Source organism: Methylophilus medardicus, from assembly GCF_006363955.1.
Classification (GTDB): Bacteria; Pseudomonadota; Gammaproteobacteria; order Burkholderiales; family Methylophilaceae; genus Methylophilus; species Methylophilus medardensis.
The window spans coordinates 1,077,359-1,102,802 of the sequence record NZ_CP040948.1 but is presented as its reverse complement, the minus strand read 5'-3'; the positions used below and the strand labels follow the sequence as shown (position 1 = coordinate 1,102,802).

Below are 25,444 nucleotides of genomic sequence, written 5' to 3'. Positions count from 1 at the left end.
TTACGTTATTGCATGCCTTTAAATATTTGATAGCTACCACCGGTGTAATTCCCTTGAAATGAACTCGCCCTAACACCCGCCGCCAGTTCCATTTCAAGCGGTACCCGCTCATAAGCATAAAAAAAGCGCCCTTTTTGGACACAACGCGGACACGGGCTGTTGTCATAACTATACACGTCAACCTGCACATCGCCGACCCCCTGCACCTGCGGTTGATGATATCCGGCCACAATCACCCTCTCAATCACCACGCCCGGTGTGGTAGAGATCTGCCAGTTAACGGCCTCATAGGCCATTAAACCTAAAATAATCGGCTGTGAATCGTCCGTGATATTCACAGTAATGGTGCGTGCATCGTATGCTTGATGCACATCCGCCAAACAAGCGTCAGGAGATAACAATTGCGCCTGCTTCGCTTGATTGCGCAAAGCCTGGCACTGCGCCAAATTTACGCGCTGATCCATACTGCGGCCGCGTGGGCCTTGATGCACACCAATCACATGCAAAGCCGCATTGGATGCTGATTTTGATTTCACAGCCGGGGGCTGCGTGATCGTGCTGGGCACGGTGCCGCAACAGCCCACTAGGCATGCGATCAGGCCGGCGAGCAAAACATAACGATTGAACAGGCTTCGGTCTAACATCTTCGGTTTACCATCCTTGCGCATAAAAACAGGCTATGCATTGAAACAAGTGTCATTTCATGACCATGGCATTGGTGTTGCCAACCACCCGCGCTGAATAAAAAAGCCCCTGAAGGGCCGCGTGGACTAGGTCAACCTCATTTATAACCGAATTTGTTCGCGTTGCAATAGCCACATTGAGCTATCGGACTCAGGCGCAATTAACGTTTTATCGCTACTAAAACCACCCCGATGACCACCAAGGCGAGGGCTAACCATTCACGACTGTTTAAGCGTTCACCCAAAAACAGGCCTGCAAACACTGCGACCAGCACCAGACTGAGTTTATCGACCGGCGCCACTTTAGAAGCATCACCCAGTTGTAAGGCGCGAAAATAACACAGTCAAGAAGCCCCAGTCGCCAAGGCAGACAAACCCAGAAATAGCAATGCACGTGGCGGCAAAGTGAATGGATTACGCCATTTGCCGGTCAGCCAAACAAACGGCACTAACACCAGCGTAATGCATAAGGTTCGGATCAGCGTGGCAAAATCGGTATCCAGCCCTTGCATCCCCACTTTGGCCAAAATCGCTGTCAATGCAGCAAAACTGGCAGACAGGAGTGCCCACCATAACCAATAACTCGCCATCTCACGCATCCTCGCTCGCCCAATCGATCATGTCAGCACGACAAAAACAGCACATACAACGGCAGGTTAATCGACATTTTGACCAATGCGCCACAACACCCCTGACGGATCGGCGATACAAAAATCGCGCATCCCCCACGGCTGCAGCTGGATCGGCGACAGTTTGACGCCGTATTTTTCAACAATGCCGCTTTGCGTTATCTGCTGCCACCAGGCATCCACATCTTGCACCAGCAAATGCATCATAAAATTTTCGGCAAGGTTATCCGCACAAAAATCCTGTAATAAAAAGCTAGCATCCCCAATATGAAAGTAAGCAACACCGCCGCCTTCTGACGCCAGACTAAAGCCAAGATCGAGATAAAACTGCCTGGATAACGCAAACTGTTTTGCTGGAACAAATGCCTTAATTTCCGTGACACTTAAATTTGACATACTTGCAACGCTCCCTGAACACCCTTCACTATCGCATCAATAAATAAACGCAGGCCATTGCGGTGAGCATGGCCAAACCGAGCGCAAAAAAAAGCATGGTTTTATACGTGGCGACTTGCCGCTTCGCCTCCCCGCCCGCTTGCTCTAAGGCCTGAATCGCCAACTGCATTTTTTCTGCTAATAGATGAATAGACTCTGCATTTTGAATGGTTGCTGCCTGCAACTCCTCAATCTGCCGCGTTAGCAAGGGATCCACTTTGGCAGCCTCGGGTTTTGAAGTAAAAGCGGGGATCGCCGCAGTGGCGACTTGGGCGATGTAAGGTGCCACCGCCTTAAGAATAGGTAAAAACTGAATAGCCACACAAGACCTTTCTTATTGGGCATCAAAAGATAGTGGCCCATGGTAAAGCCTAATGTTTCGGGCGTCTAGCAATCCTGCCACGATCAACGCGCCATGCCCGATGGCGTTTGAATGTTAATCCTTGGCAAAACGAGCGTCATTTGGTCGCGCAAATCTAGTCAAGCAAATGCAATCTAGCTAAACAGACTTAAATACGATGTTAGCGGGCCTTTTTATGTGCTTTTTCAACCGCGCTTGCCAGTTCAGTGGCCTCTGACTGCTTGAGCGACTGTAAGCCTTGCACCACCCCCGCTTGATTCAATGCAGGTTGGTTCTGGCTCAGCTTCCATTTGCCGACAAGTTTTGTAATCAATATTTCAACGCCCACAATCGCGTTGATCATGTTGTCGGTGAACGCCATCGGCGCATCAGCAATGGCCCAAGGCTTTTCAAACGATGCCTCCAGTTGCGTAGTCAGTGACTCGAGTTGATTTTTTACCCATGCTGGATCATCAATCACCCGCAATGTGCCGTAAGCATGCACGGTGATGTAATTCCACGTGGGGACCACTTTGCCGTCTATTTGTTTTGTTGGATACCAGGATGGGCTGATATAGGCATCTGGGCCTTGAAAAATCACCAACGCCTCCACCTCGTGGACGAGATCGCTCCACACAGGGTTTGCGCGCGCGACATGCCCCTGCAATGCCCCGTACTGCCCTGCCTCTGGGATCAAGTGCAAGGGAACATGATTGGCGTTAATCCCTGCAGAAGACATCGTAATCAAGGTCGCAAAAGGATGTGCCCGCATTAACTGATGTAGCACATCGATGTTTGACTCTGCAAAATGGGTGGGTACATACATGGTGGGTTTGACTCGGTTAGATTGAATGAAAGTTGGCGGTTATGCCACTCGCTCTAGGGATCGCTGATGAAACAAAAAACGATCATAAAATTTATTTAGGCTATGCGCTATAAACTTATAAAAATGATTTATGATAATAAAATCAATGGTTAGTCATTTTATATTACACCTCAATAAAAGGCTTTTTCTATGGCATACACACCTGAAGTGAAACAGCCTATTAAGTTGTTTCCCTTGATTGTTGACCGCTTGCGTACGCTGAATTACAGCCAGCGCACTGAAGAAGCCTACATTCAGTGGATTAAACGATACATTCTGCATCATGGCAAGCGGCACCCGCGTGAGATGGGGGTGGCTGAGGTGGAGGATTTTTTAACGCATTTAGCCATCGAAAAAACCGTGGCCGCTAGCACACAAAATCAAGCGAAGAGCGCCCTGCATTTTTTATATGATGAAGTGCTTGGGCAGCGATTGCCGGCGCTCGAGAATATGTCAAAAGTCAAGGCACAGAAGCGTTTGCCGGTGGTCTTGAGTCCACAAGAAGTGCAAGCCATTCTCTCAGGGCTGGATGGCGCGCGATGGCTGATGGCCAGTTTGCTTTACGGGAGCGGCTTAAAAGTGATGGAATGCTTGCGTTTGCGGGTTGCGGATATTGATTTCTCACGATTGGAGATTTTGGTCCGCGACGAACAGGGTTATAAAAATCGAATCACCCTGCTGGCTTCGAGCTTGGTCAACCCCTTGCAGTTGCATCTGCAAGCAGTAGAGGCCTTATTTCGAGATGACTTATCCAAAGGCTTGGGGGAGGTATGGATGCCTCCAGCTTTGGTCAAAAAACAAGCCACGTCTGGCAAGGATTGGGCTTGGCAGTATGTGTTCCCAGCGAGCAGGCTATCGGTGGTGCAGACATCCGGCGCGGTTTATCGCCACCATGCCGATGAAAAACCGCTGCAACGGGCAATTAAAAAAGCGGCGGAACACGCGCGCATCCACAAACAGGTGTCGCCAAATGTGCTGCGTCACAGCTTTGCAGCACACTTATTGCAAGGTGGGCAAGCGCTCAAGACGGTGCAACAACTGATGGGGCATGCTGATGAAAGCACCACGCTACTGTATACCAAGGTGGTGATGACGGGCGGCCGAGGCGTGGCCAGCCCTTTAGATGTCATTTAAGGTGCAAATAATCTTTTGATGGCGTTTTATGATCAGTGAATTTCGCACTTACTGATTCTGTTCACCAATGTGTTGTTGCCCGCGCATTCTGGCTAACTTCACCTGTTTTTGCCGCTCACGCAACGACTCTTTTTTCTCGGCAGATAATTTGTCATAGCAATAAGGGCAAGAAATGCCCGCTTCATACTGTTCACTCTGCATTTCTTCGGGGGTAAGTGGCATGCGGCAGGCGTAGCATTGATCATGGTCGCCTACTTCGAGGCCGTGTTTGACTGCAACGCGCTGGTCAAACACAAAACACTCGCCTTGCCACAGGCTTTGTTCTTTAGGCACCGTTTCGAGATATTTTAGAATGCCGCCCTGCAGGTGGTAGACCTCTTCAAACCCTTGTTGCTTCATGTAGGAGGACGCTTTTTCACAGCGGATACCCCCCGTACAGAACATGGCGACTTTTTTGTGCTTGGTTTTATCGAGGTTTTCAGCCACGTATTGCGGAAACTCTCGGAAGGTCGTGGTTTTAGGATCTAATGCACCTTTAAACGTCCCAATATGCACTTCGTAGTCATTACGCGTATCGAGCACAATCACTTCTGGGTCAGAAATAATGGCATTCCAATCTTCAGGCTTGACGTAGGTCCCCACCACTAAATTAGGGTCTACCTCAGGCACGCCCATGGTGACGATTTCTTTTTTCAGTTTGACCTTCATGCGGTAAAACGGGTGGCTATCTGCCCAGGACTCTTTGTGTTCGAGGTCGACCAGACGTGGATCAGATCGCAAATAGGCTAATACTGCCCGAATTGCATCTGGCGCCCCGGCAATTGTCCCGTTGATGCCCTCTTTTGCCAGCAGCAGGGTGCCTTTGATTTGGTGTTGCTGGCATGCCTGCAAAATCGGTTGTTGCAGTGCTTGATAGTCATGCAAGGGGACAAATTTATAGAGGGCAGCGGTTAGGTATTGGCTCATTGTCAAAACAGGTTAAATTTCAAAAGCGCGATTTTACCACTCTAACCCTATGATGCAAAAAGAAAAACGGGCACAAGGCCCGTTGATCGGTCAATACCGCTGAATTGGCTTAAGGCTGGATCACCAGCATTTCTGCTTTGCCTAAGCCGCCCATATCGCCTACCAAGCGTTGCACGCGCTGGCTATTGATTTGGGTAAAGCGGCTGTCTAGGCGTTTAAACGATTTGTACAAAATATTTAAAAAAGGCAACTTATGCAAACCGCAGTCTATCCAGGTAGCTTGTGCGGCCGGCGCTTGCGCGAGCAACAACGTGCCGCGTTTCATGCCATAGCCAAGGTATGCGCCCGTGTTACCGAGCACGCCTAAGGTGCCAGCCATCATGTCTGAGGCGCAATATTCGCCGACATTACCTTCAATCAGCAGCATGCCACGTCGCATTCGATCACCCGCCCGTGCCCCAGCGTTGCCTTTACAAATCAGCACACCATTTTGTAATTGTGCCCCTAAATAATCCCCAGCATCTCCAGCCACAATGATTTGACCTGCTGTCATGGCAAAACCGATGTATTGATGCGCGCTGGTGGTGTTTAAAAAAGTGATGGTGTGCGCTTCGTCTGCTTCGACGCTCACCTCAAATACATCCGCCACGGTCAGATCGGCGGCCAATCGCATGGCAGCAATCTCAGCCATCGATTTGTCCGAGAGCAAGTTTGGCACCAGCGACCGGCAATCGACGTGACGTGTCACCGCTTTGGCTGACAGTGTAATGTGGCTCATTTGACCTCTCCACTTAAGATCGGACGCAACTTAAAATGATGTTGCCCCAGTTTTCCGCCGTAGTTACCGGCTGAAATGCGCAATATGCCATTGTCCTTACCCAGTCCACAGGCCGCTTCAATCCCGGCCTTCATTGACACAGCAATGTCTTCGAAGCTCAGGCCATTGACCACAATTTCCATCACGCTCTCTACGCGGGGATCGAGTTCGCTTTTAACCACGCCTTTGAGGGTTGGGCAAAACGCGTCATTGGTACTGGCAAACATTTTAGGATATTTACTGCCGACTTTAGAGCCCGAGCGCACGACGCCCCCCGGAAAAGGCATAATCACATTCGGGTGTTGACGCATGGCATCAATGGCCGCCTCGCAAGCGGTCAACACTTGCGCCTGACTGGCGCCCAACACCAGAAAGTTACCGCCGCCGATCGCGCGCACCATGCCGGTGGTTTCCTCGGTTAAAAATTCGCCATCCATGACAGGAATGCGCCAATAACGCTTGCGCTTACCGTTCGCGTCAGGAATCTGTTTGGATACCTGATGACCATCTCCAAAAAACCGTAAATGTTTGCCGAGGCTGATCATGTCTTCGGATTCAATACCAGCAAAGGCTGCCGCGGTGGGACAGGTTAAGATGCACTGGCCCATACGCGTTTCGAGCTGTTGCATAAGCACCTTACTGCCCATGGCAAACATCAGCACACTTAAGCCGGGACGACCATCAGGTGTCTCGTCTTCTGTCAGCTCCCGTTCAATGCCCGCTTCAACCCCACAGCCAATCACGCTGGTGGCAAAACCCGTCATGGCATTTGCTGCATTGTAGGCCCAGCGCAAATTTTGCGCGGTAATCAAGATACGTGTGCCGCGCATATTAAATGCTTCGGCAAAAGTATCGTCAATGTCTACCCCGTTGATGACCATAATTACCCCTGCGTATGGTTAATGACATGATTGCGGCCATCTTCCGCAATGTGGTCATTCGAAATTTTAAAGTGATCCATCTGCATGGTGTGATAGCGGTCAAAATACTGCTTGATCTCTTTTTCAACCCCAAGATCAAATGCCGGTTTGGCCGTATGCGTTGCTCCCCACACCACTTTAATGACTTTACCCTCCTTCACCACCAGTTCACCGTCCTTAAATACCAAATCCGGTTTCGCAAACATCGCTTCTTTGTCGGCTTGCTCGGTGTAGACAGTAATATCCGCCGCGGCGCCCACGCCTAAATGTCCTCGATCATGCAAACCGATCAGTTTGGCTGGTGCGGCCCGTGTCATGGTCGCGATTTCATACAAGCTGTATTCGCGATTGAGCGCTTTGAGGTTACTCATTGCTTGCGCATCCAGGTTGAGCTTATCAAATGCATCGTTGCGGAAGGTTTTATCCATCAGCAAGCGAATCAAGTGTGGATAGCTGGTAAAGGGGGCCCCATTGGGGTGATCCGTGGTTAGAAATACCCGCCATGGGTCCTCTACACTTAAAAATACTTCTAGACCAATGGCCCACTGCAAGGCATTCACATAGTTTTCATCGCGATATTTGAACGGGACAACCCCGCAACCGGCATCGCACTCTATGTCCATAATCACCGATTTTTTCGGGTTGGCAACCTTGGCATTCAAGTGCTGCATCATGTTGTCACCAGAGGCGGTCACCGTTTGCCCAAATAAAATTTGCCCGACATCGGCCGTGATGTGCTTGTTTTTGTTAATGGCTTCGGCAATATTTGCCGCGGCTGAAGAAAACTTCTTGTCCCCTTCTGTACCATAGCTATGAAACTGAATATGGGTCAGGTGCATCGGCAATCCATCACTGGCGCCCATGGTGTCAAGGGTGGTTTGAAAGTTACCCGCCACACCGAGATTGTTGCAATGCACATGCAGCGGCTTGGCAATGCCTATGTCATGCACGGCACGACTCAGGGCCTGCAAAATGCGACGTGGGGTGATCTGATAGAACGCGTGCTGTTGATCCAAGTCCTGACGACGCTCGTTAAACTTAAAGGCAGATATCCCGCCCGGATTGACCACTTTGATGCCGATGGTTTGTGTCGCGTGCAGTGTCCATGCAACATAATCATTGATGGTTTTTTGATCGGCATTCTGGCTGAGCAAACGCAGCAGGTAATCATCATTACCCAGCATGGCGTAACCACCTTTGTCGATCATGGGCGTATCGCCCATTTCCATGTGCGCCTGACGCGCATTCACGGCAAGCACCGCCGGTTCAAACGCAGCGGTATAGCCCATCTCGATGTAGCGCATGCCGGTATCAGTGGTATTCGGTGTGGCCAGATGACTACAATTTGCGCCGCAAATATGGGCCTCAGGCTCTTCTAGTTGACGCATTGCTTGATATTCAGGCAGTAGCATGCGCGCAATATTGACTTTGCCGCCGCCGATGTGGCTATGCATATCAATGGCGCCTGCCATGACAATTTTGCCGTTCAAGTCATACACTTGACCGATTTTTTCGCTCTCGGCTGGCTTAGCGATGATGCGGCCATCGCGGATGTAAATATCTTGCTTAACACCATCTTTGCCATGCGCGGGATCAATCACTTTGGCATTTTTGAGTAATGTAATCATGCCGACGCTCCTTCTAATTCTGCTTCTATCATCGCAATCACTTGCGACAGCGTTGGCGCATCCGCAGGCTTGACCGCTGTTAACGGCAAGGTGACTGAGCCATCGACGCGAAATTGTTGGCCAGCGCAATCAAGGCCAGGGGTTGCCACGGGAATAAACACTGCAGGCGCCGCATCAAACGTGCTATCTGGCGCGCCTAACACAATCACAGGTTGCGTGCCCGCAGGCGGCATGGCTTGTGGGCTGTAACTGTTGACCCAAACCACGGTATCGTGACTCTCCCAGGCCGGGGCATCAATAATCACGCCATTTAACCAAGTATGCGCATAGTTCACACTGGTATCGCCATCACTGCCACCTAGCGACAAGCCCATGGCTCTGCTTTTTTGATTAAGTGCAACCACCGTTTCAGTGATATTTTCAATGGTGAGGTCTGCATGATCGTAGTCTAAATCTTTAGAGACCCAGACCAAGGTGGCGTATTTAGCCGCCTTGAGGATCTCAGCCAATGCACGCAATTGATCTATAGGCACGCCCGCAACCGCCGCAGCGGAAAGCGGCTTATTCATGACCAGTGCACGCAAGCACGAAACCACCGCCGGCAGCTGTGCAGTTGCACAATCAATCACTTGCGGCGCTACCCCTTCCGGGGAGATGCCGGGAGTGGTGTCTAATTGATCACCGCCTAGATAAATAATTTTGCGCGCTGACGGTGCGGTAAACATCGCCTCAGGCACCCACACCACCCGCTCGAAAAAACGGGCATTGTGACTCACCACATCCGTGCCAATCATCAAAATGACATCGGCACGGTTGCGAACTTCAGTCAGCGTGGTGGTTTGCCAACCCTTGTGCTGCAAAACCTTCATGTTGCGCAACGTGCTGCTTGCATTCAGATGCGTCATCCCAGCATGAGTGCGGTGCGACAAACCCACCAGAGCACGTGCGCCGTGCACATCGGTGCTACTACCAGCCACTAGCGGTGCTTTGGATTGTTTTAAAATATTTGCGGCTGCGGTGACCGCCTCGGCCAATGAGGCCGCGCGTCCACCCACTTGCGGCGTGACGCCAGTGGTCACCCGCGCGTAAAACGCAGCAGCTTTACCGCACGACAACTGTCGGCTAGACACAGCCTCGCTCGATATATCGTCGCAAAGCAAGCCACAAGCCGGGCATGTATGCATCGTGTTTTGTTGAATGTTCATGGCTGATTAGGTCTCTCGGTTTGCGCGTCCGTATTCAATCATGAATACCCACGTGATCGTTGGAAACCATCACATCATAAAACATCTGCGTAGGATAGATAAAAAAAATAAAGCAGGGAAAGCCCGCTATTTAGAGCGATAAACGGAAACAAACCCTTAATGCGGTTTATCAATCACGTTAAAAATAGTAGAATAGTTGTTTGTTTTTTCTTGTTAATTAATTATTTGGAGTTCTCATGGCTTTAGAGCGCACACTCAGCATTATCAAACCAGACGCTGTTGCAAAAAACGTAATCGGTCAAATCTACACCCGTTTTGAAAACGCTGGTTTGAAAATTGTTGCAGCTAAAATGGCACAACTGACTCAGGCTGAAGCTGAAGGCTTCTACGCGGTGCACAAAGAGCGTCCTTTCTTCAACGACTTAGTCAAGTTCATGATTTCAGGCCCAGTGATGATTCAAGCCCTAGAAGGCGAAAACGCTGTGTTGACACACCGCGACCTGATGGGTGCAACTAACCCGAAAGATGCAGCGCCGGGCACGATCCGTGCTGATTTCGCTGAAAGCATTGATGCAAACGCTGTACACGGTTCCGATTCTTTGGAAAACGCAGCGATTGAAATCAAATACTTCTTCGGCTAATCATTCGCTTCGTCATTTGAATGACGTTTAAACGGATACCGAAATAGGAAAACACTTGGTTAACTTACTAAACTTTAACCAACCGCAACTCGCCGAGTACTTTGAAAGTCTCGGCGAGAAGCCTTTTCGCGCCAAGCAATTGATGCGCTGGATGCATCATTTCGGCATGCTAGATCTCGATCAGATGACCGACATTGCCAAAACACTGCGCGAAAAACTGCGTCAAGAAACTGAATTCAAGTTGCCCGATGTGCAACTCGAACAAGTGTCTGATGATGGCACGCGTAAGTGGCTGATCGGCACCAATAACTTGAAAGACGGCACCAGCAATAGCGTAGAAACCGTCTTTATCCCAGAAGATGATCGCGGCACATTGTGCATTTCTAGCCAAGTCGGCTGCGCCTTAGAATGTACATTTTGCAGCACGGGTCGTCAGGGTTTCAACCGCAACTTAAGTGTCTCAGAAATCATCGGCCAACTCTGGATTGCAAACCATGCTTTGCGTCAGGCGCCAGGCTATGATTTGCTGCCGCCTGGCGAGCGTATTATTTCTAACGTGGTGATGATGGGCATGGGCGAACCGCTGGCCAACTACGACAACGTCGTCACCGCCATGCAAATCATGCTCGATGACAGTGCGTATGGCTTAAGCCGCCGTCGTGTCACGCTATCTACCAGTGGCATGGTGCCCGCGATGGACCGCCTGAAAGAAGATTGTCCGGTAGCGTTAGCCGTATCCCTGCATGCACCCAACGATGCCCTGCGCGACGAAATCGTGCCAATTAATAAGAAATACCCGATTAAAGACCTGATGGCCGCCTGTGAGCGATATCTGGTGAAAGCGCCACGTGATTTTGTCACGTTCGAATACGTGATGCTGGACGGCATTAATGACACATTAGAGCATGCCAAACAATTGATTAACATCGTGCGTGATGTGCCCTGTAAATTTAATCTGATCCCTTTTAATCCATTCCCAAACAGTGGCTACGGCACCTCGAAGCCCATGCAAGTGCGCGCGTTTCGTGATATGTTAATGCAGGCAGGCTTTGTGGTCACCGTGCGCAAAACACGTGGTGATGACATTGATGCGGCCTGCGGGCAACTGGCGGGTAAGGTCCTAGACAAGACTCGGCGTACTGAAAAAACCATCCAGATTCATCCGGAACCCTAAGTCATGAAAACAACCTTATTCACGCCATCCGCAGTCATGCTCTCGCTGGCTTCAGTGCTGTGGCTGACAGGTTGTGCACAATCACCATCGTCAAACACCACGCACAACACCCCTTACGATCAAGCGCCGGCGGGCCGTGAAACCGGTGATGTGGAGTCTGCGCGTGTGCACACTGAACTGGGCGCGGAATACTTCCGCCTCAAACGCTACGAAGTCGCGCTGGAAGAATTTAACACCGCCATCGAGCGCAGTCCTAATTACGCCCTCGCCTACAATGGCTTGGGCCTCGTGTATGCTGCCATTGGCGACCAATCGCGGGCGGAAGAAGCGTTCAAGCGAGCGATTCAATTACAACCCGGCAACTCTGAGTCTCATAACAACTATGGCCGCTACCTATGCGACCAAGGCAAATACGAAGCCTCTCAAAAAGAGTTTTTACAGGCGATCAAAAACCCCTTGTACAAAACCCCGCAAGTAGCCCTTTACAATGCCGGCGTCTGCGCCTTGCGAGCGCAACAAAAAACCCAGGCCGAGAATTATTTTTTTCAGGCCTTGCAAGTCGATCCCTTGGCGCACGCCAGCGCCTACCAATTGGCCAATTTACAATTTTCTCGCGGCGAACCCGTGTTGGCTTTGAATACCTTACAAAATAGTGTGAACGTTGCCCCAAGTCCTGAATCATTATTTTTAGCTGTCCGCGTGTGCCGCGCATTACAAATGGCCGATGATGCCAACTACTACAGCGTTCAGTTACATAAATTGTTCCCCAATGCGAACGAAACCAAGCAATTGCTCAAAATGGAGTAAACACGCGTGACGTCCGAAGACAAAACTAACGTCAATCCTCTGCCGGCAGAGGCAGCAGATAAACCCAAGCGTGGCCGCAAGCGTAAGACTGAACTAGACTCAGCGCCTGATCCAGCTTATCAGGTAGCCATGGAAAGTCAGCAAGCACATGCAGCCGACCCATCTGAAGCGCCTGTCGCCTATGAGCAGCCTCAGGAGAGCCCAGATGCCCCAGAAGAATATGCTGTTGCCATGGCTTTAGAACATGCGCCAGCATCGACACCTGCCACACTGACCATCGGCTCTGGTTGCGGCAGTGTATTAAAGGCGGCGCGTGAGGCGAAAGGCCTGAGTATTCATGAGGTTTGCAGTCAGCTCAGGCTGGGCGTCAAACAGATTCAAGCAATTGAACAAGATGACTTTGAGAAGTTGCCTCAACCGAGTATTGTGCGCGGATTTATCCGCAACTATGCGCGACTGTTAAACATCGACGTGCAACCGATTATTGAGGCTTACCAACGCTTAGCGCCTAATAATGCCCCGCTTTCACTCAGCGTACGCTCCAATGCGAGCCGTTCAGTGATTGATAAGCCGCCACCAATGATGCGTCCGCAACGACTCCTGACATTGCTGGTATTTTTAGTGCTCGCGGGTGTCGCCGCCTATTTTTATATCAATCACATCAAACCACAAGCATTGAAAGACGCAGCATTGGCATTAGAAGTCGATAAAATCAATGACACTGCTGGTCAAGAAATTCCGATGCCTATCCCTGAAGCGGTTTCAGAGACTACAGGGTCGGCGCCGGCCATGACTGCGCCGGAGAATGTAGATGCAACGGCAGCCACCCCGGTCACTGAAAGTGTTGCCCCCCCCATCGCCGAGGCCGATCCGTCAGCAGTAACGACAGCGCCTGTATTGGCCGAAAACACTATCGTCAGCTCGCCCACGCCAGCCGCTGGACAAGCGGCAGAAAATACAAGTATCAAAGCAGTTGAACCACAAAAAGCCACCCTCACTTTCAAGGTGACTGAGGATTCCTGGGTGCGTATCGAAGACATGCAAGGCAAAAAGGTCTTTAGTGAGGTGTTGCCCGCAGGCTCTGAGCGCCAGTTCACGGCCGAAAAACCGGTCAATGTAACCGTCGGTCATGCCGGTGGCACTCGTCTGATGATTGACAATCAACCTTACGATTTAACTCAAGCAACCCGTGGCCGCGTTGCCCGTATTCAATTGAAATAATGATGCTATCACGTCGAAATACTATTCAAGTCATGATCGGACACGTGCCCGTAGGCGGTGGTCTTTATGGATCGACCGTGGCGCCAGTGCTCGTACAGAGTATGACCAACACTGACACGGCAGATGCCGCAGCCACCATTGCTCAGGTCTATGAATTATGGCAGGCAGGCTCTGAGGTTGTGCGCATCACCGTCAATAGCGCCGAAGCTGCTGCACAAGTGGCGACGATTCGTCAGGGACTCGATGCCCTTGGTTGCAATGTGCCGTTGGTGGGTGACTTTCATTATAACGGCCACAAACTGCTGCAAGCCTATCCAGATTGTGCGCAAGCACTCGCCAAATATCGCATCAACCCTGGCAATGTAGGTAAAGGCAGTAAGCGTGACGAGCAATTTGCCGCCATGATCGAAACGGCCATCCACTACAAAAAAGCAGTGCGCATCGGCGTGAACTGGGGCAGCCTAGACCAAGCCAAAATGGCGCAAATGATGGATGACAATGGCAAATTGGCCGACCCGTTGCCTGCCGACGCCCTCATGCGTGAAGCGCTGATTCAGTCAGCCCTCGAAAGCGCACAGCAAGCGGTTGATTTGGGATTAAATGCAAATCAAATCATTATTTCGTGCAAAGTCAGCAATGTGCAAGATCTGGTATTGGTCTACCAAGCCCTGGCCGCGCGTTGCGAATATCCACTGCATTTAGGCCTCACAGAAGCAGGCATGGGCTCAAAAGGGGTGGTCGCCTCAACGGCAGCGCTGGCGATTTTGCTACAGCAAGGCATTGGTGACACCATCCGCGTATCATTAACGCCAGAACCTAGCGAGTCGCGCACCAAAGAGGTGGTGGTCGCACAAGAAATTCTGCAAACCATGGGCATCCGCTCGTTTACACCACTGGTGACTGCTTGCCCCGGCTGCGGTCGCACAACCAGCACCTACTTCCAAGAGCTCGCGCTACAAATTCAAACCTGGTTACGTCAACAAATGCCGGTCTGGCGCGCGCAATTTCCTGGGGTTGAAACACTCAGTGTGGCGGTAATGGGCTGTGTGGTGAATGGCCCAGGCGAGTCCAAACTGGCCAACATCGGTATCAGCTTGCCTGGCACGGGTGAGGTGCCGGTGGCGCCGGTGTTTGTTGATGGCGAAAAAACCGTAACGCTAAAAGGCGATCACATTGCCGAAGAGTTTCAACAACTTGTGAATGATTATGTGCACACCCATTACGCCGAGGGCGGCAAGCTGCGCGCTGCTAAGTCCAACGTAATCCCTATTGTTTCCATCTAGACTCATGACGCAAAAATTTCAATCTATTAAAGGTTTCTACGATATTTTGCCGGAAGCCACGCCGCTCTGGTTTAAGTTAGAAGACACAGCCCGCCGCGTGTTAAGCCAATATGGCTATCAGAATATTCGTATGCCGGTGGTCGAACCGACAGAACTCTTCGTGCGCAGCGTGGGTGAGCATACCGATATCGTCGAAAAAGAGATGTATGCCTGGGAAGACAAGCTCAATGGTGACCAATTGACGCTGCGCCCAGAAGGCACCGCCGGTTGCGTGCGTGCCGTAATTGAGCACAACCTGACCTACAATGGCCCACAACGCTTGTGGTACATGGGGCCGATGTTCCGTCACGAAAACGTACAAAAAGGCCGCCAACGGCAGTTTCATCAAATTGGCGTCGAAGCCTTTGGTTTTGACGGCCCAGATGTTGATGCAGAACAAATCGTCATGCTGGCACGTTTGTGGCAAGCGCTTGGCATCGCAGACGTAGCCTTGCAACTCAACAGCATTGGGGACGCGAGTGAGCGCGCGCAATACCGCGATACGCTAATCGCCTATTTTGAACAGCATCTAGACTTGCTAGATGACGACGCCAAGCGTCGCTTGCACAGCAATCCTTTGCGCATACTGGACAGCAAAAATCCACGCATGCAAAGTTTATGTGAAAACGCGCCCAAATTAATGGATTGCCTTGGTGAAAGCTCAAAGCTGCATTTCGCCAGATTATGTGCCCTGCTTGATCAGGCGGGCATTGCTTACGTGATTAACCATCGGCTGGTGCGAGGTTTGGATTATTACAACCGCACCGTGTTTGAGTGGGTGACGACCAAACTAGGCGCGCAAGGCACCATTGCGGGCGGTGGCCGCTATGACACATTGGTAGAGCGCATTGGGGGTCATTCAACCCCCGCCTGTGGGTTTGGCATTGGGTTAGAGCGGGTTTTCCTGCTTATGCAAGAATATGGTGTGACAGCGAGCAACCAACCTGACATTTACTTGGTCAATGTAGGTGATCTCGCAGAACAATCGGCTTTTAGCGTGTCTGAACAGCTGCGTGGACTTGGCTTGAACGTTGTATTACATGCGGGCGGTGGTAGTTTTAAATCACAAATGAAAAAAGCCGATCGCAGTGGCGCAAGGTTCGCTGCGATTTTAGGCGACGATGAGGCGCAAGCGAATGAAGTGAGCCTGAAACCGATGTTGGGCCAAGGTGAACAAGCGCGTGTCTCCATTGACCAAGTATTAGCCATCGTTCGTTCTCATTAAACAGTTTGTGTCTCACAGGGGGCCAGATGTCAGAGCAGAAACACTTTTTTAATGCCATGACGGCCTTGGGCCTGCTGTTGGCGCTAGGCATGGCCGCGGCTGCATTTATTTTGGGTGTACAAGCAAAGCATGCGGTTTCTAGCCAACAATCGATTACCGTTAAAGGCCTGGCAGAAAAGCCGATCAAAGCAGACCGGGCGCAGTGGACCATCAATATCAGTGTCGTTGCACCTACGCAGGCTGAAACACTGCAAGCGATTGACCGCGAGCGGGCAGTATTGGAGTCTTTTCTTGATCAGCAGGGCTTAGCGGTGAATACGCGCACGGTCAATGTGCAAACCTTAGGCCCGCACTATGAAGAAGAATACATCCACGACAATCCGCGACAGGTGCAACGTGGGTTCGAGGGATACCAGAGCGTGCATATCAGCACACCAGACCTGGCCAAAATCGCAGCTGCTAACCAAGCGATTTTATCGTTGCGTGCCGACAACCATCCTGTGAGCTCGCAAGCGCCTGAGTTCCTGGTCAGCAACTTAGAGTCGGTTAAGATGTCATTGATTGCGGAAGCCACTAAAAACGCTCGCACCCGCGCCACCGAATTTGTCAAGCAAGATGGGGTGCAGGTGGGCGTGATGAAATCTGCCAGTCAAGGCGCTTTTTATATTTTACCGGCCACTGGCGGCGATGACAGCGATAACAGCTACGGTGGTATTTATGATAAATCCACCGTGGATAAAATTGCCCGCGTAGTGGTGACTGTGGTGTACAACATCGAATGACTGAAATTCTACGCATCTCACAACTGAGCATTACCCCGGCCCACGCGCCTGAACGCAAGCTGGTGAATCAGGTTTCGCTGACACTGGCACGTGGTAAAACTACCTGCATCGTCGGCGAATCTGGTAGCGGAAAAAGTTTAACCGCACTCAGCATCATGAAGCTTTTATCCCCACAATTACGCATGCAGGGGCAGATTTTTTTTGAGGGGCAAGACATCAGCCATTATGATGAGACTGCGATGCAGCACTTACGCGGCCAAAAAATGGGCATGATTTTTCAAGAGCCCATGACCTCACTCAATCCGGTACTCACCATCGGTTTTCAGATTGGTGAGCCGCTGCAAACGCATCTTGGTTTAAAAGGTGCAGCACTCAAACAAAAGGTTGCTGCCTTGCTAGACCAAGTCGGCATTGACCCTAACCGGGCAAACAGCTACCCCGACGAGCTCTCAGGCGGTCAGCGCCAGCGCGTGATGATTGCCATGAGTATTGCGTGTGAACCTGCATTACTGATTGCTGATGAGCCCACCACCGCGCTAGATGTAACGGTACAAGCGCAAGTATTACAGTTGCTCAATGCATTGAAAGATAGAATGCACATGGCAATGCTGTTCATTACCCATGATTTTGGGGTGGTCGCTGACATTGCTGATGAGGTCATCGTGATGTTCAGAGGCGAAATCGTTGAATCCGGCAGTGTGGCGCAAGTCCTGCACTCACCGCAACACCCCTATACACGTGCGCTACTGGCCTGTGTCCCTGACGCTGAGGGCAAAAAAGTTTTACAGCCCATGACCTATGACTGGTTAACGCCAAATTGATGGAACCGCCATGTCTGATATTTTGCTAGAAGCACGCCACCTGAATAAAACCTATCGCCAGCGCACCGGCACGCTCGGTCTTCAAACCAACACCATTCATGCGTTGGAGGATGTCAGCCTACAACTCAAGCGGGGAACGACACTGGCTGTGGTCGGTGAATCCGGCAGTGGCAAATCAACGTTGGCCCGGGGCCTGTTGCGTTTGTTACCGCTGGATAGTGGTGAAGTCATATTCGATGGTCAGGACTTTTTGGCGCTAGACAAGTCTGCATTGCGTGCCGCGCGCAGACATATGCAAATGGTGTTTCAAGACCCGTTTGCGTCACTCAATCCAAGAATGCGCGTCGGTGAAATCATTGCAGAGGGCTTGGTCATCCATCGGATTGGCACGCCGCAGGCGCAAACTGAGCAAGTCATCCAAATGCTCAAAAAAGTGGGCTTGCAAGCCGAGGATGCGCAGAAATATCCGCATCAGTTCTCTGGTGGTCAGCGTCAGCGTATCGGCATTGCGCGCGCGCTCATTCTGCAACCAAAACTACTGATTTGTGATGAACCTGTGTCAGCACTCGACGTTTCTGTGCAGGCGCAGATTCTGCTCTTACTCAAGCAATTACAGCATGAAATGGGCCTCAGTTATTTGTTCATCACCCATGATTTACGCGTAGTAAGACACATCGCAGATGACGTTTTGGTGATGCAAAAAGGCAAAGTAATTGAGCAAGGAAGCGTAGAAACCATTTATAATGCTTCCCAGCAAAAATATACACAACAGTTACTCAGCGCGATCCCCGGTCATGGGTTACGCGCTGTAGGCGCTTAATCTTACCCCTCAATCAATAAGAACACGCAGGAACTTTGCAATGGCATACGATTTGGAAGAACAGGAACAACTCGACGAATTTAGAGCCTGGTGGAACAAAAATGGCAAACTGGTGACTCGGTTAGTGATCGTAGCTGCCCTCTCTTATGGCGGCTGGCAAGCGTATCAAACTTGGATGAACAGCAAATCAACAGATGCATCCACCGCCTACCAAACATTGATCAGCACGCCGTTATCCGAGGTGGATAGCAAAAAAGCCGAGCAAATCAGTACGGATGCACAAGCGATTGCAGCCGATTACAGCATGACGCCCTACGCTGGCCGTGCTGCATTATTTGCTGCCCGTGCGCTGCACGAAGCAAAACAATCTGAGGCTGCTGAAAAACAATTGCGTTGGGCGCTGACTGAAGCCAAAGAACCCGCAATCAAGCATATGGCAGCGATTGAAATTGCCGGTTTGCAAATTGAGCGTAATGCGCTTGATGAGGCCAAAAAGACCTTGAGCACCATTGATGACAAAGGCTTTGATGGCATTAAAAATGCCCTGCTTGGTGATATCTTGATGGCTAGCAAGCAAGAAAAAGAAGCCAAGGAAGCTTACAACAAAGCATTGCAGGGTTTAGATCCAGAAGGCAAATTGTTTTACCTGACCCAGCAAAAACTGGACGCTTTGGGATAACGCGCGATGATGTTTAGCTCTCGCCTGCGCATTCCATCGCCTCTATTCAAGCATGCCTCCCTCGGTTGCCTACTGCTACTTGTTAGCGGGCTGTCAGCCTGTACCGCGTTTAATGACGTTAAAACCAACCTAAGCGAGAGCATTTTTGGCGCAGAACCGGCGAATCCGCCGGTAGAGCTTGAAGAGATCAAATCCTCCTACGAAACACGCGTCCTTTGGACAGCCGATATTGGTGAAGCGGGGCGTTTTACTTATGCCCCTGTGGTGGCAGATAACCTTTTGTATGCGGTGAATGCCGAAGGTAGCGTTATGCAATTGTCCGCTGACAGCGGCAAAAAAATATGGGAAACCGAGCTCGGCGAACCTATTAGTAGCGGCGTCAGTTTAGGGGGCGGCTTGGTGTTGGCCGGCACCAGCAAAGGCCATTTATATGCATTAAATGTCAATGGCAAAAAATTATGGAGTGCCGTATTAAGTAGCGAGGTACAAGGACAGCCGCGCTATTATGATGGCACGGTGATCGTGCGCACCACCGACCACCATATTTACGGCATTGATGCCGCTGACGGTCGTCGAAAGTGGTCTTACGAGCGCGCCACCCCCTCCCTCTCGCTGAAAACACAGGCTGGCATTGTGGTGGATGGCGGCGCAGTATACGCAGGCTTCCCCGGTGGCAAGCTGATCTCGATCCGTGCAGACAATGGTAAATTGGTGTGGGAGGCGACTGTTGCCCAACCCAAAGGCGTGACCGAAATCGAGCGTATTGCCGACATCACCAGCCTGCCATTTGTTGATGGCCCGGTGGTGTATGTGGTCGCCTATCAAGGCAAAGTTGCGGCGGTAGACCGTCAGCGCGGACAAATTCTCTGGAACCGTGATATTTCAAGCTACGTCGGTCTCACAGAAGAAAACAATAAAGTATATTTAAGTCATACCATTGGTTCAGTTTATTCTCTCGACAGTACCAATGGCAAAACCTTCTGGCGCCAAGGCAATCTCGGTTATCGTAACCTGACCGTGCCTTTACCACTGAGCAACATCGTTGCTGTGGGCGACCTTGAGGGCTATATCCATTTACTCAGCCAGGATGATGGCAGTTTTGTTGGCAGGCTACAATTGGGTTCAAAACCTATTATGTCGCTGATTGCAGGCAGTAATGCCAACCAATTCTTTGCGCAATCGCGTGACGGCCACCTTTACGCAGTCACATATAAATAATGCTACCTACCATCGTACTTGTCGGCCGACCCAATGTCGGCAAATCTACCCTTTTTAATCGCTTAACCAGATCGCGTGATGCACTGGTTGCAGATTTACCTGGCCTAACGCGAGATCGCCACTACGGACGTGGCATGGGGGCAAGTCAACCCTATCTGGTGATTGATACCGGTGGCTTTGAGCCCACCGCGGATACCGGCATTCTCAAAGAAATGGCTAAGCAAACCCTGCTCGCCATCGATGAAGCCGATGTCATTATCTTTTTGGTGGATGCCCGTGCCGGGCTCACGCCACAAGAATTCACCATTGCACAAACATTGCGCAAAGCACAACGCCCCGTCCTACTGGCAGTGAACAAAACCGAAGGCATGCGCAAAGCCATCGTCAGCGCGGACTTTCATGAACTAGGCATGGGTGAACCCCTGTCGATCTCATCTGCCCATGGCGAAGGGGTCAGAGATTTAATCGAGCTAGCACTAGAAACGGTGGTCGAAAAAATTGCAGAGCCCGCTGAGCCCGTCGATCAGGATACGCCCAGAATCGCGATTGTTGGCCGACCAAACGTTGGTAAATCGACACTGGTGAATGCATTATTGGGCGAGGACCGCGTGATTGCTTTTGACGAACCGGGGACCACCCGCGATTCGATTGAAATCGCGCTTGAAAAAAATGGCAAGCATTACACCATTATTGACACCGCTGGTGTGCGTAAACGCGGCAAAGTGTTCGAAGCGGTGGAAAAATTTTCTGTAGTGAAAACTATGCAGGCAATTGAAGACGCCAATGTGGCGATTCTCGTCGTTGATGCTAAGGATGGAATCACTGAGCAAGATGCGCACGTCGCCGCTTATATTGTTGACGCTGGCCGCGCGTTGGTCGTTGCCATCAACAAATGGGATGGCCTGCAAGATGACGAACGCGAGTGGATCAAGCGTGAAATTGATCGCAAACTGCAGTTTTTGGATTTTGCTAAGTTTCACTATATCTCAGCTTTGCGTAAAAAAGGCCTCAATGAGCTATTGGCCTCGGTCGATGTCGCCTTTAAAGCTGCCATGAGTAAACTCGCCACCCCACAACTCACTCGAGTTCTCGGGGAAGCCACCACGCAACATCAGCCGCCGATCACCCGCGGCATTCGTCCCAAGTTACGCTACGCCCACCAAGGCGGAAGCAATCCACCGATTGTTGTCGTGCACGGCAATCATGTGGATGGCATTAAAGCGAGCTACACCCGTTACCTGGAAGGCATTTTCCGCAAAGCCTTTCAACTGGTAGGCACACCTCTGCGCGTGCAATACAATCAGGGCGAAAATCCGTTTGATAAAGAGGATGAGCGCAAAAAAGGCGAAGGGTTAGTGACGATGCGCCGCCGTAAAAACGAGATGCGTGCCAAGCTTAAACAGCGCAATGAGCAAAACAAAACCAAAAAATAAATCATTTATTTGTGAGTGTGGCTTTTTGGCCCTGCAGCCTTAGTACAGACTAAGTCATAGAAGCGTCAATGGAATAAAAAAAGGGACCCTGAGTCCCTTTTTTATTCCAATCAACGGCGATTAGCGCAGTGTTGGCAACAGGTTCTTGCCACTCACTCCAAGCTGTTGCGCCATGCTGGCACCCAGTCTCTTAGCAAAGCGATCGACCACGGTTTCTTGATAAGTAAAATCGACGATCTCAGACTCTTTGATCACTTCACGCGCCACATATTCGGCACTGCCCTGCGCATCTGCCAAGCCCAATTTAATACTTTCTTCGCCGTTCCAAAACAGGCCACTGAAGGTCTCTTCGGTCTCTTTCAAGCGGTTACCTCGGCCTTGGCGCACCACCGTAATGAATTGCTGATGGATCTGGTCAAGCATGGTTTGCGCGAAAGCCTGTTGTTTTGGATTCACTGGTGAAAATGGGTCTAACATGCCTTTGTTCGCACCCGCGGTCAACAAACGACGCTCAACCCCAACTTTTTTCATGACTTCGGTGAAACCGTAACCATCCATCAATACACCGATCGAGCCCACAATACTGGCTTTATCGACAAAAATCTTATCAGCCGCCACCGCAATGTAGTAGCCGCCAGAAGCACAAATATCCTCTACCACCGCATACACAGGAATATCGGGATGTAATTTGCGTTGCCGATGAATTTCGTCATTGATAATCCCGGCTTGCACTGGACTGCCGCCTGGGCTGTTAATGCGCAAAATAATGCCCTTGGTACCTTTGTTGTCGTAAGCATCGTTTAGGCTACTGATCACCGCGTCGGCATTCACCTGACCACCGGCTTCAATCACCCCGGAGAGATCAATCAAAGCAGTGTGCGCAGTGGAGGCATTCTTGTTTTGCCCGACCCAGCCCAAAAACATCATCAACAAGAAAAATAGATAAATAAAAGTCAGTGACTTGAACAATACTGACCAGCGTCTAGCCGTTTTTTGCTCTTGCAACCCTGCCAAGGCAATTTTTTCTACCGTCCGCATTGCCCAATCCGGGCTTTGACCGTTTTGCACTGGTGCAGATGACTGCGAATTTTCTTCTTGCATAACTTCACTTTCGTCAATAATTTTAGCGATTCTAACAACTTTCAGCGGCTTGCAATGGATTTACTTGTCGCCCTTGCAAGGCCGATAAACAATTGACCCAAGGCAACCCTTAAAACTGATCCAGATGCACGGTCACCACACCCTCACTTTCCGAAACAGGGATGGGGGATAAACGTTTACCCTGACAAGGTCCGACGACACAATGACCCGTCTGCGGGGCATACATCGCGCCATGCGTTGCGCAAATAATCCACTCTTGGGTCATATTAAAAAACTTACCATGCTCCCAGTCAAGTTCGACAGGCACATGAGCGCAACGATTGACATAAGCATAGGGCTTGCCCTCAAACCGCAGCAAAAAGCCGGTGGCATGTGGGCCTAAGGCTGGCATGGCAAAACGCAAGCCATCGCCTTTTTCATGTAAGTCACTGCTGTTAAAAGTGATCACACCGTCGCTCATGTTTGCTCCAACAACCAAGCGCTTAATGTTGCCACATCATCAAACAGATAATCAGGCGAATACTGCGATAAATGTGCGGCTGTTTGTGATCCATAACTGACTGCCGCCGTCATGACACCCGCGTTTTTCCCCATTTGCAAATCATATTGCGAATCACCGATCATGAGCGTGCGCGCTGGCATAGCGACCAACTCATCCATCAGTTCATCTAGCATTTGCGGATGTGGCTTAGAAAAGCATTCATCCACGGTTTTCGTGGCATGAAAATATTTTGCCAGACCAGATTGTTGTAGTGCTGTATTCAGGCCACGTCGGCCTTTTCCAGTCGCTACTGCCAGTTTGATCCCTTTTTTGGACAAAGCAACAATGGTCTCCGCAATGCCTGCAAACAACAGAATATTATTTTCATTGGCGTAATAGTTACGCTGGTAATGGGTTGCCAGTGCTTGCGCTTGAGAGGCTGGAATGTCGCCAAACAACACTTGTATAGACTCCCGTAAACCAAGACCGATGATGCTACGTGCCCGCGATTCGCTTAATTCAGGCAAACCAGCCTCCTGCGCCGCTTGAATCAAAGCCTGTGATATCAAGCCAGTGGAATCCGCAACCGTGCCATCCCAATCCCATACGATTAAATCAAATTGTTTCAATGACTGACTTTCTTAAAATAGTAGAACTTATCCAGACTGCGCTTACTTGGCCACATGCATAAACATAACGTTAACGATTGCGCTGTTGCTGCAAAAAATGCGTCAACTCTTCCGGCAATGGCGCCACTAAATGCAAGGGTTCGCCAGACAATGGATGCGCAATGCGCGTCTCACTGGAGTGCAAAAACATGCGTTTTAGGCCTTGTTTATTCAGTTGTTTGTTCAAAGCAAAATCGCCGTATTTGTCATCCCCCAAAATCGGAAAACCCAAATGCGAGAGTTGCACACGCAACTGATGCGTGCGGCCGGTAATTAACTTGGCCTGTAGAAAACTAAAATTTGCCCACGACTCTTGTAAGTAGAACCAGGTTTCAGAGGTTTGTGTTTCTACTTCAAAGCGGCCTTTGGCTGCATGTCTTTGCGCCACAAAACCACTGGCTTTGAGTGACTTTCTGCCGCCGGGTTCACTACTGAGTAGCGGTTCATCCACCACTTTGACGCGCCGTTCGCCACTTTCGGTGACAAACTTTTGTAAATCGAGCGTGACTTTGCGCCTGGCTTCTTGCCAATGCCCTTGCACGACCATCAAATAACGCTTATCCATCTGGTGGTGACGCATGGCCTCGTGCAACGCCGTTAATGCCGAGCGTTTTTTGGCAATCATCAACACCCCAGAAGTTTCGCGGTCTAGTCGATGCACCAGCTCCAGAAACTTGGCTTGTGGTCGTTCGAGACGTAGTTGCTCGATCACGCCTAAACTAATGCCGCTGCCACCGTGTACCGCCATCCCAGCAGGCTTATTCAAAGCCAGCATGGCATCGTCTTCATAAATGACATGATCAGCAAGTTTCGCTCTCGTGCCTGATGGGGCGGGCTTGGCCGCCGCTTCTGCCACGCGGATAGGTGGCACACGGACCTCATCCCCGATTTGTAATCGATACTCCGCATCGACACGTTTTTTATTCACGCGCACTTCGCCGCTGCGCAAAATGCGATAAATATGATTTTTAGGCACGCCCTTGAGCACCTTGGCCAGATAATTATCGATGCGTTGGGTTTCTGAGGCATCATCAACCTGCAAATAGGTCACGCGATCACTGGCGGGACGTGCGTCGGCCTCATGCGTTGTGGGCGTGCTTGCGAGCGATATTGACGGAGTGTGCGCTGATGAGGTCATAGTTGCAGGTCGTGCTTTGCTTTATTAAGACTTATAGATATACTGTCGAGATTCTGAATCAGCGGTCTTCCCGGCAATCGCAACAACATCGCAATGCCGAATTCAAGATAACCATCGCGATATTCTCGTCGATCGTACACCCTGGCAAGTCGAGCCCCAACATTGAGGTTCGGATCTGCACTCAGAATCAAAAAAATTTTGGTGAATACCGCTCGCCATCAAGTAGCGATAATTAATTTGAAATGATTTAACGCGAAGCTCACGCAGAATAAACAAAGAAATGAGCTCGGC

The 25,444-nt window shown here is 50.5% G+C and carries 26 protein-coding genes and 1 pseudogene; 13 read left to right on the top strand and 14 right to left on the bottom strand.

Annotated features, from left to right (window positions below; translation table 11 throughout):
- Positions 1-5: 5 nt before the first annotated feature.
- From FIT99_RS05465 to FIT99_RS05445, 5 genes and pseudogenes are all read right to left on the bottom strand, one after another.
- Positions 6-644, bottom strand: coding sequence for a hypothetical protein (locus tag FIT99_RS05465; RefSeq protein WP_223261294.1), 639 nt, complete (start codon positions 642-644; stop codon positions 6-8).
- 200 nt (positions 645-844) lie between these two features.
- Positions 845-1,273 (bottom strand): annotated as a pseudogene (locus tag FIT99_RS05460) (EamA family transporter).
- Positions 1,274-1,339: 66 nt separating this feature from the next.
- Positions 1,340-1,708 carry a VOC family protein gene (locus tag FIT99_RS05455; protein ID WP_140003367.1) on the bottom strand — a complete coding sequence of 123 codons (369 nt, stop codon included), beginning with the start codon at positions 1,706-1,708 and terminating at the stop codon, positions 1,340-1,342.
- Between the two features lie 28 nt (positions 1,709-1,736).
- Positions 1,737-2,069: a hypothetical protein gene (locus FIT99_RS05450; protein WP_140003366.1), complete on the bottom strand. Its 333-nt coding sequence runs from the start codon at positions 2,067-2,069 to the stop codon at positions 1,737-1,739.
- Between the two features lie 199 nt (positions 2,070-2,268).
- Complete coding sequence (locus FIT99_RS05445; RefSeq protein ID WP_140003365.1) at positions 2,269-2,913, bottom strand: FMN-binding negative transcriptional regulator; 645 nt, start codon at positions 2,911-2,913, stop codon at positions 2,269-2,271.
- 189 nt (positions 2,914-3,102) lie between these two features.
- Here FIT99_RS05445 and FIT99_RS05440 point away from each other — a divergent pair, with 189 nt between their 5' ends.
- On the top strand, positions 3,103-4,086 hold the full coding sequence (locus tag FIT99_RS05440) for an integron integrase (protein ID WP_140003364.1): 984 nt from the start codon (positions 3,103-3,105) through the stop codon (positions 4,084-4,086).
- A 48-nt stretch (positions 4,087-4,134) separates the two neighbouring features.
- On the opposite strand, the gene trhO is transcribed toward FIT99_RS05440, so the two are convergent.
- From trhO to FIT99_RS05415, 5 genes are all read right to left on the bottom strand, one after another.
- Complete coding sequence (gene trhO, locus FIT99_RS05435; protein ID WP_140003363.1) at positions 4,135-5,052, bottom strand: oxygen-dependent tRNA uridine(34) hydroxylase TrhO; 918 nt, start codon at positions 5,050-5,052, stop codon at positions 4,135-4,137.
- Between the two features lie 109 nt (positions 5,053-5,161).
- Complete coding sequence (locus FIT99_RS05430) at positions 5,162-5,830, bottom strand: GltB/FmdC/FwdC-like GXGXG domain-containing protein (protein ID WP_140003362.1); 669 nt, start codon at positions 5,828-5,830, stop codon at positions 5,162-5,164.
- Positions 5,827-6,750, bottom strand: a complete 924-nt coding sequence (fhcD, locus tag FIT99_RS05425; RefSeq protein WP_140003361.1) for a formylmethanofuran--tetrahydromethanopterin N-formyltransferase — start codon at positions 6,748-6,750, stop codon at positions 5,827-5,829. The genes FIT99_RS05430 and fhcD overlap by 4 nt, the downstream gene beginning before the upstream one ends.
- A gap of 2 nt (positions 6,751-6,752) precedes the next feature.
- Positions 6,753-8,417, bottom strand: coding sequence for a formylmethanofuran dehydrogenase subunit A (locus FIT99_RS05420; protein ID WP_140003360.1), 1,665 nt, complete (start codon positions 8,415-8,417; stop codon positions 6,753-6,755).
- On the bottom strand, positions 8,414-9,622 hold the full coding sequence (locus FIT99_RS05415; RefSeq protein ID WP_140003359.1) for a molybdopterin-binding domain-containing protein: 1,209 nt from the start codon (positions 9,620-9,622) through the stop codon (positions 8,414-8,416). Before FIT99_RS05415 ends, FIT99_RS05420 begins: the two co-directional genes overlap by 4 nt.
- Before the next feature lie 236 nt (positions 9,623-9,858).
- Between FIT99_RS05415 and ndk the strand changes: the two genes are divergently transcribed.
- The 12 genes from ndk to der are packed head-to-tail and all read left to right on the top strand — an operon-like array spanning position 9,859 to position 21,765.
- Positions 9,859-10,263 carry a nucleoside-diphosphate kinase gene (gene ndk / locus FIT99_RS05410; RefSeq protein ID WP_140003358.1) on the top strand — a complete coding sequence of 135 codons (405 nt, stop codon included), beginning with the start codon at positions 9,859-9,861 and terminating at the stop codon, positions 10,261-10,263.
- 55 nt (positions 10,264-10,318) lie between these two features.
- Positions 10,319-11,437: a 23S rRNA (adenine(2503)-C(2))-methyltransferase RlmN gene (gene rlmN, locus FIT99_RS05405; protein ID WP_140003357.1), complete on the top strand. Its 1,119-nt coding sequence runs from the start codon at positions 10,319-10,321 to the stop codon at positions 11,435-11,437.
- A gap of 3 nt (positions 11,438-11,440) precedes the next feature.
- Positions 11,441-12,244, top strand: a complete 804-nt coding sequence (gene pilW, locus FIT99_RS05400; RefSeq protein WP_140003356.1) for a type IV pilus biogenesis/stability protein PilW — start codon at positions 11,441-11,443, stop codon at positions 12,242-12,244.
- Between the two features lie 6 nt (positions 12,245-12,250).
- Positions 12,251-13,465, top strand: a complete 1,215-nt coding sequence (locus FIT99_RS05395) for a helix-turn-helix domain-containing protein (RefSeq protein WP_140003355.1) — start codon at positions 12,251-12,253, stop codon at positions 13,463-13,465.
- A complete protein-coding gene (gene ispG / locus FIT99_RS05390; RefSeq protein ID WP_189524787.1) occupies positions 13,465-14,748 on the top strand; it encodes a flavodoxin-dependent (E)-4-hydroxy-3-methylbut-2-enyl-diphosphate synthase in 1,284 nt (427 codons plus the stop codon). The genes FIT99_RS05395 and ispG overlap by 1 nt, the downstream gene beginning before the upstream one ends.
- Before the next feature lie 4 nt (positions 14,749-14,752).
- Positions 14,753-16,012, top strand: coding sequence for a histidine--tRNA ligase (gene hisS / locus FIT99_RS05385; RefSeq protein WP_140003353.1), 1,260 nt, complete (start codon positions 14,753-14,755; stop codon positions 16,010-16,012).
- Between the two features lie 26 nt (positions 16,013-16,038).
- Positions 16,039-16,794, top strand: a complete 756-nt coding sequence (locus FIT99_RS05380) for an SIMPL domain-containing protein (protein ID WP_140003352.1) — start codon at positions 16,039-16,041, stop codon at positions 16,792-16,794.
- Positions 16,791-17,615, top strand: coding sequence for an ATP-binding cassette domain-containing protein (locus tag FIT99_RS05375; RefSeq protein WP_140003351.1), 825 nt, complete (start codon positions 16,791-16,793; stop codon positions 17,613-17,615). Before FIT99_RS05380 ends, FIT99_RS05375 begins: the two co-directional genes overlap by 4 nt.
- Before the next feature lie 10 nt (positions 17,616-17,625).
- Positions 17,626-18,435 carry an ATP-binding cassette domain-containing protein gene (locus FIT99_RS05370; RefSeq protein WP_140003350.1) on the top strand — a complete coding sequence of 270 codons (810 nt, stop codon included), beginning with the start codon at positions 17,626-17,628 and terminating at the stop codon, positions 18,433-18,435.
- A gap of 40 nt (positions 18,436-18,475) precedes the next feature.
- A complete protein-coding gene (locus FIT99_RS05365) occupies positions 18,476-19,114 on the top strand; it encodes a YfgM family protein (RefSeq protein ID WP_140003349.1) in 639 nt (212 codons plus the stop codon).
- Positions 19,115-19,120: 6 nt separating this feature from the next.
- A complete protein-coding gene (gene bamB, locus FIT99_RS05360) occupies positions 19,121-20,332 on the top strand; it encodes an outer membrane protein assembly factor BamB (protein ID WP_140003348.1) in 1,212 nt (403 codons plus the stop codon).
- Positions 20,332-21,765, top strand: coding sequence for a ribosome biogenesis GTPase Der (gene der / locus FIT99_RS05355; RefSeq protein ID WP_140003347.1), 1,434 nt, complete (start codon positions 20,332-20,334; stop codon positions 21,763-21,765). The genes bamB and der overlap by 1 nt, the downstream gene beginning before the upstream one ends.
- A gap of 120 nt (positions 21,766-21,885) precedes the next feature.
- Here the strand turns inward: der and FIT99_RS05350 are convergent, their stop codons facing one another.
- The 4 genes from FIT99_RS05350 to FIT99_RS05335 all read right to left on the bottom strand — a co-directional run bounded on the left by FIT99_RS05350 (position 21,886) and on the right by FIT99_RS05335 (position 25,153).
- Complete coding sequence (locus FIT99_RS05350) at positions 21,886-22,866, bottom strand: S49 family peptidase (RefSeq protein ID WP_140003346.1); 981 nt, start codon at positions 22,864-22,866, stop codon at positions 21,886-21,888.
- A gap of 109 nt (positions 22,867-22,975) precedes the next feature.
- Positions 22,976-23,326, bottom strand: a complete 351-nt coding sequence (locus tag FIT99_RS05345; RefSeq protein WP_140003345.1) for a Rieske (2Fe-2S) protein — start codon at positions 23,324-23,326, stop codon at positions 22,976-22,978.
- Positions 23,323-23,976 carry an HAD family hydrolase gene (locus FIT99_RS05340; RefSeq protein WP_140003344.1) on the bottom strand — a complete coding sequence of 218 codons (654 nt, stop codon included), beginning with the start codon at positions 23,974-23,976 and terminating at the stop codon, positions 23,323-23,325. The genes FIT99_RS05345 and FIT99_RS05340 overlap by 4 nt, the downstream gene beginning before the upstream one ends.
- Before the next feature lie 70 nt (positions 23,977-24,046).
- On the bottom strand, positions 24,047-25,153 hold the full coding sequence (locus FIT99_RS05335; RefSeq protein WP_140003343.1) for a pseudouridine synthase: 1,107 nt from the start codon (positions 25,151-25,153) through the stop codon (positions 24,047-24,049).
- Positions 25,154-25,444 lie beyond the last annotated feature (291 nt).